14 protein-coding genes and 1 tRNA gene are annotated in these 13,145 nt (G+C 58.1%); 3 read left to right on the top strand and 12 right to left on the bottom strand.

Going from position 1 to position 13,145, the window contains the following annotated elements; genetic code table 11:
* The 7 genes from deoC to C9E91_RS01295 all read right to left on the bottom strand — a co-directional run bounded on the left by deoC (position 1) and on the right by C9E91_RS01295 (position 6,650).
* The gene (deoC, locus tag C9E91_RS01325) at positions 1-774 is read right to left on the bottom strand and encodes a deoxyribose-phosphate aldolase (RefSeq protein ID WP_107106573.1); all 774 of its coding nucleotides are present in this window, start codon (positions 772-774) and stop codon (positions 1-3) included.
* Positions 771-1,577, bottom strand: coding sequence for a purine-nucleoside phosphorylase (locus tag C9E91_RS01320; protein ID WP_107106572.1), 807 nt, complete (start codon positions 1,575-1,577; stop codon positions 771-773). The genes deoC and C9E91_RS01320 overlap by 4 nt, the downstream gene beginning before the upstream one ends.
* Positions 1,574-1,966 carry a cytidine deaminase gene (locus tag C9E91_RS01315; protein WP_104821630.1) on the bottom strand — a complete coding sequence of 131 codons (393 nt, stop codon included), beginning with the start codon at positions 1,964-1,966 and terminating at the stop codon, positions 1,574-1,576. The genes C9E91_RS01320 and C9E91_RS01315 overlap by 4 nt, the downstream gene beginning before the upstream one ends.
* A gap of 3 nt (positions 1,967-1,969) precedes the next feature.
* A complete protein-coding gene (locus tag C9E91_RS01310) occupies positions 1,970-2,941 on the bottom strand; it encodes an ABC transporter permease (protein ID WP_107106571.1) in 972 nt (323 codons plus the stop codon).
* Between the two features lie 10 nt (positions 2,942-2,951).
* Positions 2,952-4,055 carry an ABC transporter permease gene (locus C9E91_RS01305; protein WP_107106570.1) on the bottom strand — a complete coding sequence of 368 codons (1,104 nt, stop codon included), beginning with the start codon at positions 4,053-4,055 and terminating at the stop codon, positions 2,952-2,954.
* Between the two features lie 7 nt (positions 4,056-4,062).
* Positions 4,063-5,574 (bottom strand): ABC transporter ATP-binding protein, encoded by a 1,512-nt coding sequence (locus C9E91_RS01300; RefSeq protein ID WP_107106569.1) that lies wholly within the window; start codon positions 5,572-5,574, stop codon positions 4,063-4,065.
* A gap of 80 nt (positions 5,575-5,654) precedes the next feature.
* A complete protein-coding gene (locus tag C9E91_RS01295; protein WP_107106568.1) occupies positions 5,655-6,650 on the bottom strand; it encodes a BMP family lipoprotein in 996 nt (331 codons plus the stop codon).
* A 59-nt stretch (positions 6,651-6,709) separates the two neighbouring features.
* Between C9E91_RS01295 and C9E91_RS19620 the strand changes: the two genes are divergently transcribed.
* Positions 6,710-6,958 carry a hypothetical protein gene (locus C9E91_RS19620; RefSeq protein WP_146143967.1) on the top strand — a complete coding sequence of 83 codons (249 nt, stop codon included), beginning with the start codon at positions 6,710-6,712 and terminating at the stop codon, positions 6,956-6,958.
* Between the two features lie 384 nt (positions 6,959-7,342).
* Here the strand turns inward: C9E91_RS19620 and C9E91_RS01290 are convergent, their stop codons facing one another.
* Positions 7,343-7,660: a hypothetical protein gene (locus tag C9E91_RS01290; RefSeq protein WP_107106567.1), complete on the bottom strand. Its 318-nt coding sequence runs from the start codon at positions 7,658-7,660 to the stop codon at positions 7,343-7,345.
* A gap of 235 nt (positions 7,661-7,895) precedes the next feature.
* Here C9E91_RS01290 and C9E91_RS01285 point away from each other — a divergent pair.
* Positions 7,896-7,985 (top strand) — tRNA-Ser (locus tag C9E91_RS01285).
* A gap of 319 nt (positions 7,986-8,304) precedes the next feature.
* On the opposite strand, the gene C9E91_RS01280 is transcribed toward C9E91_RS01285, so the two are convergent.
* Positions 8,305-8,715, bottom strand: a complete 411-nt coding sequence (locus C9E91_RS01280; RefSeq protein ID WP_107106566.1) for a hypothetical protein — start codon at positions 8,713-8,715, stop codon at positions 8,305-8,307.
* Positions 8,716-8,764: 49 nt separating this feature from the next.
* Entirely contained in the window at positions 8,765-9,520 is a 756-nt protein-coding gene (locus tag C9E91_RS01275; protein ID WP_107106565.1) for a S1 family peptidase, read from the bottom strand.
* Between the two features lie 478 nt (positions 9,521-9,998).
* On the opposite strand from C9E91_RS01275, the gene C9E91_RS01270 reads away from it, so the two are divergent.
* Positions 9,999-10,679, top strand: a complete 681-nt coding sequence (locus C9E91_RS01270) for a GntR family transcriptional regulator (protein WP_107106564.1) — start codon at positions 9,999-10,001, stop codon at positions 10,677-10,679.
* A gap of 69 nt (positions 10,680-10,748) precedes the next feature.
* Here C9E91_RS01270 and C9E91_RS01265 read toward each other — a convergent pair whose 3' ends face one another.
* Together C9E91_RS01265 and C9E91_RS01260 are read right to left on the bottom strand one after the other, a co-directional pair.
* Entirely contained in the window at positions 10,749-11,750 is a 1,002-nt protein-coding gene (locus C9E91_RS01265; RefSeq protein WP_107106563.1) for an Ldh family oxidoreductase, read from the bottom strand.
* A gap of 129 nt (positions 11,751-11,879) precedes the next feature.
* Positions 11,880-12,962, bottom strand: a complete 1,083-nt coding sequence (locus C9E91_RS01260) for a proline racemase family protein (protein WP_245407397.1) — start codon at positions 12,960-12,962, stop codon at positions 11,880-11,882.
* Positions 12,963-13,145 lie beyond the last annotated feature (183 nt).

The following is a 13,145-nucleotide window of genomic DNA, read 5'->3' as shown; positions in this document are numbered from 1 at the left end:
TCAGTAGCCGGATGCCGCCGCGGTGGACTGCCCGCCGCCGAGCACATTGAGGATATCGTCGAGCAGGCTCGATGCGCCGAAACGGAACGTCGAGGGCATGGCCCAATCCGGCGCCATGATGGTCTCAGCAAGGCTCAGATAGAGAGCCGCATCGGCGACGGAGCCGATGCCGCCGGCCGGCTTGAAACCAACCTTGCGGCCGCTCTGGCGGATCGCCCGCAGCATAATGTCGGCGGCTTCCAGCGTCGCGTTGACGGTGACCTTGCCGGTGGAGGTCTTGATGAAATCGGAGCCGGCCTCGATTGCCAGTTCGGAAGCACGGCGGATCAGCGCCACGTCCTTGAGTTCGCCGGTTTCGAGAATGGTCTTCAGTAGCACCGGCCCCGTGCATTCGGCCTTAACTGCGGCAACCATGTCGGTGACGGCCTGCTCGTTGCCGGCCAGCAGTGCACGATAGGGAATGACGAGATCGATCTCATCGGCACCATCGGCGATCGCCTCGCGCGCTTCGGCGGCGACGTCGGCCACTTCCATATCGCCGGCCGGGAAATTCACCACGGTCGCGATCCTCACCGCATGGTCGGTTCCGAGAATGCCGCGTGCCTGGGCGACGAAACGCGGCCAGATGCAGATAGCGGCGGTGTTGCCATAGGGCGACTGAGCGCGTGCACAGAGCGTCTCGATCTGCGCCGGCGTGCAATCGTCCTTAAGGTTGGTGAGATCGAGAAGGGAAAGCGCAACGGCCGCCGTTTCTCTGAGGGAATGGCTCGTCATTGGTCGTTTCCTCCGTCCGCAATCATTTCTTTTAAGATGGCGGCAAGGCGAGCGCCGCCGACCGGGGCCATGTCCTTCGTCTCTTCATGCGTGAGCTCGGCGCCGGTCATGCCAGCCCCATAATTAGTAATGACGGAGGCCGCTGCAACCCTCAGGCCGAAAAGACGCGCAAGAATAACTTCCGGCACCGTCGACATGCCGACGGCATCGGCGCCCAGAATGCGGGACATGCGGATTTCCGCCGGGGTTTCGAAGCTCGGGCCGGAGAACCACATATAGACGCCATGCGACAGCTTGATCTCGGCCTTTTCCGCCGCCTTGCGCATGCGCATGATCAGGTCGGTATCATAGGCATTGGTCATGCCGACGAAACGCTTGTCGCTTTCTTCGCCGATCAGCGGGTTCATGCCGGAATAATTGATGTGGTCGGTGATCTGCATCACCGATCCCGGCGGCATTTCTTCGCGCAGCGATCCGGCCGAATTGGTGAGGATCAGTGTCTCGACGCCGAGAGCCTTCAGCGTCTCGATCGGCACGCGCATGGCGTTGGCGTCGCCCTTTTCATAATAATGCACACGGCCGGACAGCATGAGGACCGGCACATCGCCGAGATAACCGGCGACCAGCGTGCCGGCATGACCAGAGACGGCACTGACGGGGAAATCGGGAAGATCGGCATAGGGAATGCGCACGGCATCCCTGACCTGATCGACCAGGGAACCAAGGCCGGAGCCGAGGACGACGCCGTAGCGCGGCTGAAGATCACCGAGCTTTGCGGCCAAGAGGTCGGCGGCGGCGGTCATCCGAGTATCTCGGTTTCGAAGCTGAAGGGCAGCATCTCGTCCATGGTCATGGTCTTCTTCACCCCGGTTTCGTCGCAGAGATAGATGCGCGTTTCCTTGCTGGCAAATTCGGCGATCTTCTGCCGGCACCCGCCACAGGGCGGGCAGAGCGGCAGCTTTTCGGCGATGACGGCCATTTCGACGATCTTCTTGGCGCCGGCCATGATCATATGGCTGATCGCGGTCGGCTCGGCGCACCAGCCCTGCGGAAAGGACAGGTTCTCGATATTGGCGCCGGTGTAGACCTTGCCGTCCTCGGCACGGATCGCCGCGCCGACAGGGAATTTCGAATAGGGGGCATGGGCAAACGCCATCGCTCCGCGAGCGGCCTCGAACAGATCATGCGACATGGATCAGCGCTCCTTGGTGTAGGGCACGCCGCCCGCCTTTGGCGGTTTGGCGACGCCGATGAAGCCTGCGAGCAGGATACAGGTCAAGATATAGGGCAACGCCTGGAAAATCTGCACCGGCACTTCACCGATGCCAGGCACCGCCTTGCCCTGCATGAAATTGGCGAAAGCATCGAGAAAGCCGAAGAGCAGGCAGGTGAACATGACCGGCACCGGCTTCCATTTGGCGAAGATCAGCGCCGCGAGCGCGATATAGCCCTTGCCCGCCGACATGTTGTTGATGAAGGCAGCCGATTGGGCAATGGCAAGATAGGTGCCGGAGAAGCCGCAGAGAATGCCGGCGACGATCAGCGACCGATAGCGCAGCCACTCGACGGAGATGCCGGCCGTATCGACGGCGCCCGGATTTTCGCCGACGGCGCGCAGGCGAAGGCCGAAACGGGTGCGATAGAGGATCCACCAGGAAATCGGCACAGCAAGGAAGGCGAGATAGGTGAGGATATTGTTGCCGGAGATGACGTTGGCATAGAGCGGCCCGATGAAGGGCACGTCATGAATGGCGGCGGCGCCCGGCAGCGTGATCGAAGCGAAACGCGCCTCGGCCGGCAGCGTCGGCGTGCGCCCGCCCTGGCCGAACCAGGCCTGGCCAAGCACGATGGTCAGGCCGGCGGTCAGGAAGTTGATTGCAACACCGGAGACGATCTGGTTGCCGCGATTGGTGATCGAGGCGAAGCCATGCAGCAGGCCAAAGGCGACCGATATGACAATGCCGGCGCCGAGACCAGCCCAGGCCGAACCGGAGACGGAGGCGACACAGGCGGCGGCGAAGGCGGATGCCAGCATCTTGCCTTCGAGGCCGATGTCGAAAATGCCGGCGCGCTCGGAAAACAGGCCGGCAAGAGCCGTGAAGATCAACGGAATCGACAGGCGGATGGTCGAGCCAAGTATGCTGATGAGGAGATCATAATATTCCATCGTCCGATCCTCACGTCGTGGCGAATTTTTGATAGGTGCGCACCAGCGCGGGCCGGAACATATATTCGAGGGCGCCGGCGAAGAGGATGACCAGACCCTGGATGACCACGATCATGTCGCGCGTAATGTTGGGCATGTCGAAGGAAAGCGCATCGCCACCCTGATAGAGAATGCCGAACAGGATCGCCGCCAGGATGATGCCGACCGGATGGTTGCGGCCCATCAGCGAGACGGCGATGCCGACGAAACCGGCGCCGAGCACGAACTCGACCTGCAGGCGCGCCGAAGCGCCCATCACCGGATTGAGCGCCATCATGCCGGCCAAACCGCCCGAGAGCAGCATGGCGATGATGACCGTGCGGGCATAGGGAATGCCGGCATAGACGGCAGCCGTTGGGCTCAAGCCCAGCGTGCGCATTTCATAGCCGAGCTTGGTACGCCAGACGAGCAACCAGACGAGGAAGCACATGACCAGCGCGATCAGGAAGGAAACGTTAAGGGGCGCCGCACCGATCGTCGAACCGAAGATGCCCATCAGCCAGTCCAGCTTCGGAAGCTGGCCGCCCGCGAGGAAAGTGCGGGTTTCCGGCGCCATCTTGCCGGGCACGATCAGCACATGCACCAGGATGAAATTCATCATCGCCGAGGCGATGAAGTTGAACATGATGGTGGTGATGACCACATGGCTGCCGCGCTTGGCTTGGAGCCAGGCGGGAATAAGAGCCCAGAGCGCGCCGAAAATGGCTGAACCGATGACCGCGAAAGGCATCGTCACGTACCAGGGCACATACTTATCGAGCGTCAGCGCCACCAGCGCGCAGCCGAGGCCGCCGACGTAGGCCTGACCTTCGGAGCCGATGTTGAACAGGCCGGCATGGATGGCCACGGCCACCGACAGACCGGTGAAAATGAAACTCGTGGCATAGAACAGCGTGAAGCCGATGCCCTCGCCGCTCCCGAGCGCGCCCTGCAGCAGCAGGTTCAGCGCATCCAGCGGGCTTTCACCGATGAACCAGACCACGAGGCCGGAAATCAGGAAGGCGATAATGAGGTTGATGACCGGGATCAGGCCATAATTGATCCAATTGGGAAGCGGAACGGAAGCAGTGCTCATCAAGGCCTCATGCGGCAATGCCGGCCATCATCAGGCCGAGTGTCTGTTCACCGGCGTCAGCCGTTTTCTCGCCGACGATGTGGCCGGCGAACATGACGAGGATGCGGTCCGAAAGCGCGCGGATCTCATCCAGCTCCACCGATACCAGCAGGATCGCCTTGCCGGCATCGCGCATTTCGATGATGCGGCGATGGATGAATTCGATGGCGCCGATATCGACGCCGCGTGTCGGTTGGCCGATCAGCAGGGCCTTCGGATCGCGCTCGATCTCGCGGGCAACGACGATCTTCTGCTGGTTGCCGCCCGAAAAATTGGCTGTTTTCAGCCGGGCGTTCGGCGGGCGAATGTCGTATTTCTCGATCTTCTCCAGCGCATCCTTGCGCATGGCGTCGAGATCGAGCATGCCGCCGCGCCCATATTTGGTGTCGCGGTGATAGCCGAGAATGGAATTTTCATATTCCTCAAACTTGAGGACGAGGCCCATGTGATGGCGGTCTTCCGGGATATGGGCAAGGCCAAGCTCACGCAGCGCTGCCGGGTCGGCGATACCGATCGGCTCGCCATGCAGGTAGATTTCGCCGGACGCCGGCTTACGGATGCCGGCGATCGCCTCCAACAGTTCCGACTGGCCGTTGCCGGCAACGCCGGCGATACCGACGATCTCGCCGGCTCGGACATCGAAGGAAACATTGTCGACCATGGTCACGCCACGGCCATCCTTGACGGTCAGGTTGCGAACGGAAAGCACGACCTCTCCGGGATGGGCGGAGCCTTTTTCGACGCGCAGCAACACGCGACGGCCGACCATCAGCTCGGCGAGCTCTTCGACGGTGGTTTCCGCCGTCTTGCGCGTGGCGACCATTTCGCCGCGGCGCATGACCGATACCGTATCGGTGATCGCCATGATTTCGCGCAGCTTATGGGTGATGAGGATGATGGTCTTGCCCTGGTCGCGCAACACGCGGAGGATTCGGAACAGATTGTCGGCTTCGGCTGGCGTCAAAACGCCGGTCGGCTCGTCCAGGATCAGGATCTCGGCGCCACGATACATGGCCTTCAGGATCTCGACGCGCTGCTGCTGACCGACGGGAAGCTCCTCGATCAAGGCGTCCGGATCGACATCGAGGCCGTAATCCGTCTCCAGGCGCCTCAGTTCGGCGCGGGCGGCCGTGACACCCTTCGCCAACAAGGCGCCGCCCTCGGCGCCGAGCATGACGTTTTCCAGCACGGAGAAATTGTCGACCAGCATGAAATGCTGGTGCACCATGCCGATCCCAGCGGCAATCGCCGTCTGGCTGTCGCGGATGGCGATAGGATTGCCGTTGATGCGAATCTCGCCACTGTCGGCATGATAGAAGCCGTAGATGATCGACATCAGAGTCGACTTCCCGGCACCGTTCTCACCGATGATCCCGTGGATCGAGCCCTTGGCGACGGTCAGGTTGATATCTTTGTTGGCATGAACAGCACCGAACTTCTTGTCGATGCCCACGAGTTCGATGGCAGGCGTTTGGCTCACTACGCAGCTCCAGAAATCAGACTTCCGGATAAGAAAAGGGCGTATGACGTTTTGGATACGTCATACGCCCTTATTTCATATCAGCTCTTCGGGCAGGCGTTGTCGGTCGTGTAGTCGTGGACCTTGATCTTGCCGGCAATGATATCGGCGGTCGCCTTGTCGACGGCAGCCTTCATTTCCGGCGTGACGAGCGGCTTGTTGTTGTCGTCCATGGCCGCGCCGACGCCCTCTTCCTTGAGGCCGAGCTCCTGCGTGCCGGCGGTGAACTTGCCGTTCTTGGAGTCGGTGAAGGCGTTATAGACGGCGAGGTCGACGCGCTTGACGACGGAAGTCAGGACCGAACCCGGATGCAGATAGTTCTGGTTGCTATCGACGCCGACCGAGAGCTTCTTGTTGTCGGCGGCCGTCTGCAGCACGCCGAGGCCGGTCGCGCCGGCAGCCGCGTAAACAACGTCGGCACCCTGGTCGATCTGGTTCTTGGTGAGCTCGCCGCCGCGAACCGGGTCGTTCCAGGCAGCACCGGTCGTGCCGGTCATGTTCTGGAAGACTTCGATCTTCGGATTGGCAGCGCGGGCGCCCTGCTCATAGCCACATTCGAACTTGCGGATCAGCGGAATGTCCATGCCGCCGACGAAGCCGATCTTGCCGGACTTCGAAGCCATGGCAGCCATGACGCCAGCCAGGTAGGAACCTTCGTTTTCCTTGAACTTGACGGAGCGAACGTTCGGCAGATCGAGGCTGTCGTCGATCAGAACGAACTGGGTCTTCGGATATTCAGCGGCAACCTTCTGCAGAGCGGACGTCCAGGCGAAGGAGACGGCGATAACTGGATTGAAGCCCTTGCTGGCGAAGTTGCGCAGTGCCTGTTCGCCCTGGGTGTCGCCCGTCGGCTCGAAGTCGCGATAGGCGACGCCGGTTTCCTTCTTGAACCTTTCGGCGCCGTTATAGGCAGCTTCGTTGAAGGACTTGTCGAACTTGCCGCCGGTGCCATAAACGATCGCCGGCTTGATGTCGGCCGCAAGCGCCGTTGCCGACATGGCAGCCAAGGCGAAAAGGGTCAAAAGGGATTTTTTCATGAGTTGCAGCCCTATTGTTGCTATCTTGTTGGGTCCTCCCGCAAGCCCGTTGACCGGACATGTCTGCGGAACCGCCGGCCTCCCCCGAGGCCAAGCTGGCGCGCATCCTTGCATGGCTGCAGGAAAAATTCACGAGAAATTTTTCAGTTGGTAAAGATTTGTGGGAATTGCCAAAAACCCGCTCAAAGGAGCTGATTTCTGAACATTTTCGCCCTCAAACTGCAATTTTATTAGTCAAGCGAGGGCCGACAACAGATGTCGCAGGAACGACCTCGAAGGTTTACCACGCTCGCGATCAGTTGTCTTGATACCCTCGCGATCTATATCAGCGCGATTGCCTGAAACATGACTCGATCGCTCGATCTTCGGCCGTCGTGTCGAGATCCCAATTCCCAGATCAGAGATTTTTCGTCATCGAAGCCAGAACCTCTTGCAGGCTGGTTCGGCCTCGTCTTACGTCTCCAACCCCTGGCTCGACATCGATCCGCCCGGCATTGTGGGCGTCATACAGTTGACCGGCGCTCCCATATGAATTCCAAGCCGATGAAACGGTGTCGCGGGCAAGTATGTAAGGCCGGCAGTGAAATTCCGGCGCTCTGCCTTTATGCCGAAGGGGCCGAGGTCGTGGTCAAGCAAGTTCCTTCTCCCCTCTCCGGCGCCTGGTTGACTGAATTCAACGCGTCAGCGAAGTCTCAGACGCTGAAGCGGCCTGCGACAGGCGGCTTCTTGTAGGCGATCATCCACAGAAGCAGCGAGATCACCAGGAACACCGCGAACGTCGGCTGGAACAACAGCCACTGCACGGCCAGATCATAAAGGCGCGGATGGATGTAATAGGAAATCAGCGATTGGACGGTTGCAAGCGAGGATGGGCTGACATCGTTCCAAGCGTCCTCCATCGGCGTCACCACGACGGCGGAGGCAGCAACCGATTGAATGGAATCGATAGTTCCGGCGATCACCGCAACGACCAGCGCGACAAGGCTGGCAAAACGCAACAAAAAGCGCATCGTATCCTCCGCATACTCATTACTCCATCGGCCATAAACGACTGGCCGACCGCACTCTGCGCCATCCTTCTTCTTAGATAAGTTGAGAGCCAGACAAGCGCAATGGACCAAAGGTCTGGAGTTTTCTGTCGGGAAGTCAAAAATCTGTCAGATTCGGGTTGATCCTAAGAAATTCATCGGTATATATCGCGGCCGTTCCGACGATTTGCCTCCTGACCGGTTGCGAAACGCCAAAGGACAGGTGGCCGAGTGGTTTAAGGCGCACGCCTGGAACGCGTGTGTACGTGAAAGCGTACCGAGGGTTCGAATCCCTCCCTGTCCGCCATCAAATCAACAAGCGGTTGATTTTTCATCTTATTGTCCTTTCGTTTGTGCAACTTTCCCGCTTTGGTTGGACAGATTTCATGCTGACAGCGATGTCGGCGGCCGCGGCAATGCCCGCCGAAACGTTCCTCAAAATCCCCAGCCTCTGCTCGTCAGACCAAACGCGTTGGCGTTCCTGGCCGGTCAAAATCTCCATGCGTGCCAAAGCTCACCTTCATTACGGAATTAATTCCGTGACTTCGCTGCTTTGCACCCGCTCGAAAAGAAGCGCTCGGGTTTAACAAGCGATCCATTGTGACCAAGCAGACAACCGGTCGAAGTCAGTTCTTATCGGAAGCTCGCTGCCTCTGTGCTTCACCAAAACAAGCGTTGAATCGCTTCTGGTGGTCAACTTGTGAGAAGCACGAGGCTAGTTTTTCGCAATAAGCCGCATCCTCATTAATTTCCGCCTGAACATCGCGGGCATTCATCGAAGCAATAATACTTGCGAACTCCGCTGGATTTTGAGTGCTACTTGGCAATTTTTCTAAGACGTTAACACTCTCGTTGGCGCGCTGCGCATCGGCAGCAATCGTCTGCTTGAATATCTCGGCGGCGGCGTTGACGCAAAGTTGTTCGCTAGCTGACAGCTTCTGCTGGGAGGGCGTAGGGTCCTCCTTGAAGAGAAAATTTGCGCCGACAAGTAACGCTATGATTATAACAGCGCTTAGCGCACCCCCTTTAAGGGCCATGGGCCGTTCCTCTATGTATTTGTCTTTGGTGTAGGTGTCGAAACCGCCCCTACGAACCGAGTGCCTCGGAGAGTTTCATTCCTCCAAGCAATTCGGGTGTCCAATCAAGGAGCCCCCGAAGATCGTGAGCAAAGCCAAATTCTTCGATCCGAAGCCGCTGCTCGGTGAATTTGTGTCCGTTGTCATCTACTTCAGAAAGCTCATGCTCTACGATCCGGGAACCGAACGAGCCAACGCCCACTCCGATAACATTTCCATCGAGTGTATAAACAGGGCAGCCACTCATGCCCGGACTTAACAGAAAGCTAAGTTCGAAACCGTCAGGATGAGATGAGATCATGTCCCGAGGAAGAGTGAGACGTTGAACCTGTCCATTTTGCCCCCTCAAATTGAGCCAGAGGGCATCACCGTCCTTTACATGCACAGATGAAGGATACCCTAGGGATCGGACTTCCTCGAAGATACCAACATGTGCGCTTTTCGCGAACAAAGGCGTGCCCGGAAAGTAGTCCAAACGACCTATCGCGATGTCATAGGGATGGGCAGCGAACTCCCAGAGTGAAAGAGGGTAGATAACGCTATCGACAGATTGCCCGTTATCCGCTTTTGCGCACAAACCAATTAGCCAACCTTCTTTTTCGGCTTCGGCGGTGGCCTGATCCATTACGTGTCGCGCGGTTAAAAAACATCCCTTTGAACCACAAAAGAAAGCACTACCGACCAGCCTCCGCAGACCGGCCTTTCTGCCCTCTTCAGCGTAGAGGCAGACGGGAACGACGTAGGATTGCAGGACATGGTTGATCACTCTCGGAACTCCAGTTTAGTGACTCCACCGTCCTTACCCGGTCGGAAATCGCATTGCTTAAAATGGCGACCTTGGGCTGAAACTTTAGGGCGAACCTAAGTAAGAAGCGATCAAGTTATACTTGATTTCCGACGGAGACGCAGCGATTTTGTTGCCGACGACTCATGGAACTCGCCTAGGCTGTCGTACATCTCAAACAATAGGCGTGCAGTCGCGGCCAACTCATATATCCACGTACTGATATCGAGAAATTTTCAACTTCAAAGATAGGGAGCAATTCCTGCGTATACCCGCTCCGAGCTGCGGTAAGGAGCCAAGAGGCATTTTGCTAAAGGCAGTTCCTGGCAAATTGCCGTATAGACCACCCATCCAAGCCAAGGGATACGATCTAGGATAAATGCTCCAAGCCAATATCTTGAGATCCAACATCGTCTACGATATTCGTGGACTTGTGCCGTAGCCGTGGAAATGGGTTCGAATGCCGCTAAAATCAGAGGTTATTCCAAATCTCGGAGCCGCACCGACGGCGTCCGACATCATCCTTAAGTTCATTCGCGAGTCGATTATCGACGGCACTTTGGACGAGGGCGAGCCCATCCGCCAAGATGACGTCGCGCGGATGTTCAACGTCTCGAAAATTCCGGTGCGGGAGGCTTTGAAGCGGCTTGAAGCGGAAGGGCTCGTCGCATTCCAGCGGAACAAGGGCGCCGTTGTAACGTCTGTTTCCGAACCCGAAATCGTTCAGATTTTCGAGGTCCGCGCAATATTGGAATCCAGCGCAATCCGGTTTTCGATCCCGAATATGACCGAGGCTACGTTCGAGCGAGCGCAAGCCTACTGCGATGCCTTCGCGCTGGAAACCAACGTCGCAAGGTGGGCCGAACTCAACTGGCAATTCCATTCCTGCCTCTACGAGGATGCCGATCGCCCATATCTACTAAGCATGATCAGATCCGTGAATGACCGGATCGAGCGGTATCTGAGGGTCCAGCTTTCCCTCTCAAGCGGACAGGAAACTGCGGACCGAGAGCACAGGCAGATTCTGGACCTATGCCGCAAACGTAACGTCGATGAGGCGGCTGCGCTGGTTCATGCCCACATCATGCGGGCCTGCGAATCTCTGCTGGCGCATCGACCCAAAGCGACCGATAAATCGTAAACCTCCGCTGTCGAGGTGATAGCGGAGTACGACTAAGCCAAGGCGACAGTCGACCGTAGGGGGAGACCCCTACGCTGAGAAAAAGCCGCAAATCGCCTCGAATACGCTGCGAGGCATCTTCAGCCCCTGTGACGACGGCGGAGGGTATGGAATGCCGTCCACACCCGGAATGAACACGCCGTGATCCTGCAGGCGGAGGGCTTGCTTATGCGCGCGGCCAACGCGATCATCACCATCAGGGCCTGGCATGACGGCAATGACCGTCAATCCTACTGCCGGAGATGCGTCGCCCGACCTGAAGTCTGGCGTGTCCAACGACCACGGCCCTCCCGAAAGGCCCGCGGAGAGCATTTCCACCAGCAATGCTACATTCGCGCCTTTGCGGCCGCCGAAAGGCAATAGGGCTCCGGTCAGTGCCTTGGCGGGATCGCGGGTATCCATTCCATTTTCGTCCACCGCCCATCCTTCCGGGATCGGCCGGCCCTCGTTAGCCGCAGCGACGATGTTGACGTAAGCCGTCGCGCTCGAAGCCTGGTCGATGATCAATGGCAGCGATCGATCCCCCAGCGGAAATCCAAACGCCATCGGATTTGTGCTGTAGACGGCCGGGCCACCCGCCTTTGCAACCACCATAGCGTTTGCATTCGTCGCCGCGAGCCCAACGATCCCCTCTTCGGCAAGCCTGCGGACGTAATAACCTAGTTCTCCCGCCGTGTAGCTATTGGTTTGGGTGAAGACGGCAATTCCAAAATTTCGCGCCGCTTCGATTAAACCCTGGAATGCGAGGTCGAAGCCGAGTTGCGCTATGCCCTTGTCGGCGTCGGAGACAAAGAATGCAGGGAAGGGACGCGTTAGGGTGGGCGTTGGATCGCACTTGATGCGCCCTTCACGAAAGCTGTTGAGGTAGTCCACCATATGCGGAAAACCGAGCGTGGCTGGACCGTAGAGTGCGGCGGACAATGTCGCGTTCACAAGCGAGCGGGTACTTGATGGGTCGGCACCGGCTGCGAGACATGCTCGTGTCGCCAGCTCTTCGGCTTCCGCTTGAGTGAGTTCTACCTCTTCATTCATGTCAAATATCCAATTCCGTTTTGTCCGGCTGGCTAGAATCTGTAGCAGCCTTGGCGTTGTGCCAGCACCCCATTTGGTGCGCTGGCATCCAGTTCGGATAGAATGAAATATCAGCTTCCAGCCTGGAGACTAGGCCCAGGTATCTCCGACTGTGAAACCCTCGGTGAACGGATCATCATTGTCCAATACAATTGTATTCAATCCGTAGATCCAGCTCGTACCGGAGACGGTCGGGACGACGGCGCGCTTGTCCCCGATTGTTGCCTCTTCGACAAGGCGACCGGTATAAATGTTGCCCAGAATGCCTTGATGTCGAAACGCCTGATTAAGCGGCAATTCACCTTTTGCATGCAGCACGGCCATTTTTGCGCAGGTGCCAGTGCCACAGGGGCAGCGATCAAGTGCTCCGGTCCAGGTGGCGGGATTGTCCCAGGAAAAATCTCCCGAGGCCATCGTCACCGCATTTTTCCAGTCGGCATTCGGGTCGTCTGTCGGCCCGGAAAGCTGCGAGATCGTGATGCCCACGCCCGGATAGTCCGGATGCATGACCGGCAACTGTTCGATGGCTGCCTGCCTGATCATCGATGAAACGCGCGCAATCTCTCTGCCGTACTCCGGTATCAATTCAAGACCAGGGAACTGGCGGACATCCGCGATGGCATAGAACATCCCGCCCCAGCCAACATCGACAGTGACCTTACCGAGATGTGGCACATCGATTACAGCGTCGAGGTGGGCTGCAAATGCCGGAACATTCTTGAACGTGACGTTCTTGACCTTGCCGTCTTTGCATTCCGCCTTGACGCGGATCAGTCCGGCGGGAGCCTCGAGAACCAGCTCGGTGACGGGCTCTTTCATGGGAAGCATGCCCATTTCCAGCAATACGGTCACCACCGAAATGGTATTGCCGCCAGACATCACGGGATATTCGATCTGCTCCATGATCACATAGCCAGCATCCGCTTCAGGATGGGAGGGCGGCACGATGATATTGCAGCAATGCGCCGAATAGCCGCGCGGCTCACGCAATAGCAGCTTGCGTAGCTGATCGTCGTTGCTTTCAAGCCATTTCATCTTCTCGTAGACCGAGTTCCCAGGGATGTGCGGAATGCCCCCAGTGACAACGCGCATTGGCGTGCCGGCGTGCGTATCAACAGCGTGAATTGTTCTTTTGAACCCCATATCGACCGATCCCTGTGCTTGAGTGTTCATTTGATTTCGTGGGGAACGAGTGCCTGTAGCGCGATGGGCGCAGGGCATTCTTTTCGTTCCCCCCGGGCGTCAACTATCGATATCGTATACGATATCCTTATGTGAATAACGTATACGATCTTCGATCGAGGTCAAGTGGTATTCTCAATTAGGGACCCATTCCGCATTGCGTGCGGCCTGCAG

Source organism: Rhizobium sp. SEMIA4064 (assembly GCF_003025035.1).
Taxonomy (GTDB): domain Bacteria; phylum Pseudomonadota; class Alphaproteobacteria; order Rhizobiales; family Rhizobiaceae; genus Rhizobium; species Rhizobium paranaense.
This window is presented reverse-complemented; position numbering and strand designations above follow the sequence as displayed.

Bases quoted from the DNA above. Each gene is read 5' to 3' on its own strand.
- deoC (WP_107106573.1), bottom strand. From the start codon at position 774: ATGACGAGCCATTCCCTCAGAGAAACGGCGGCCGTTGCGCTTTCCCTT.
- C9E91_RS01320 (WP_107106572.1), bottom strand. From the start codon at position 1,577: ATGACCGCCGCCGCCGACCTCTTGGCCGCAAAGCTCGGTGATCTTCAG.
- C9E91_RS01315 (WP_104821630.1), bottom strand. From the start codon at position 1,966: ATGTCGCATGATCTGTTCGAGGCCGCTCGCGGAGCGATGGCGTTTGCC.
- C9E91_RS01310 (WP_107106571.1), bottom strand. From the start codon at position 2,941: ATGGAATATTATGATCTCCTCATCAGCATACTTGGCTCGACCATCCGC.
- C9E91_RS01305 (WP_107106570.1), bottom strand. From the start codon at position 4,055: ATGAGCACTGCTTCCGTTCCGCTTCCCAATTGGATCAATTATGGCCTG.
- C9E91_RS01295 (WP_107106568.1), bottom strand. From the start codon at position 6,650: ATGAAAAAATCCCTTTTGACCCTTTTCGCCTTGGCTGCCATGTCGGCA.
- C9E91_RS19620 (WP_146143967.1), top strand. From the start codon at position 6,710: ATGTCTGCGGAACCGCCGGCCTCCCCCGAGGCCAAGCTGGCGCGCATC.
- C9E91_RS01290 (WP_107106567.1), bottom strand. From the start codon at position 7,660: ATGCGCTTTTTGTTGCGTTTTGCCAGCCTTGTCGCGCTGGTCGTTGCG.
- C9E91_RS01280 (WP_107106566.1), bottom strand. From the start codon at position 8,715: ATGGCCCTTAAAGGGGGTGCGCTAAGCGCTGTTATAATCATAGCGTTA.
- C9E91_RS01270 (WP_107106564.1), top strand. From the start codon at position 9,999: ATGCCGCTAAAATCAGAGGTTATTCCAAATCTCGGAGCCGCACCGACG.
- C9E91_RS01265 (WP_107106563.1), bottom strand. From the start codon at position 11,750: ATGAATGAAGAGGTAGAACTCACTCAAGCGGAAGCCGAAGAGCTGGCG.
- C9E91_RS01260 (WP_245407397.1), bottom strand. From the start codon at position 12,962: ATGAACACTCAAGCACAGGGATCGGTCGATATGGGGTTCAAAAGAACA.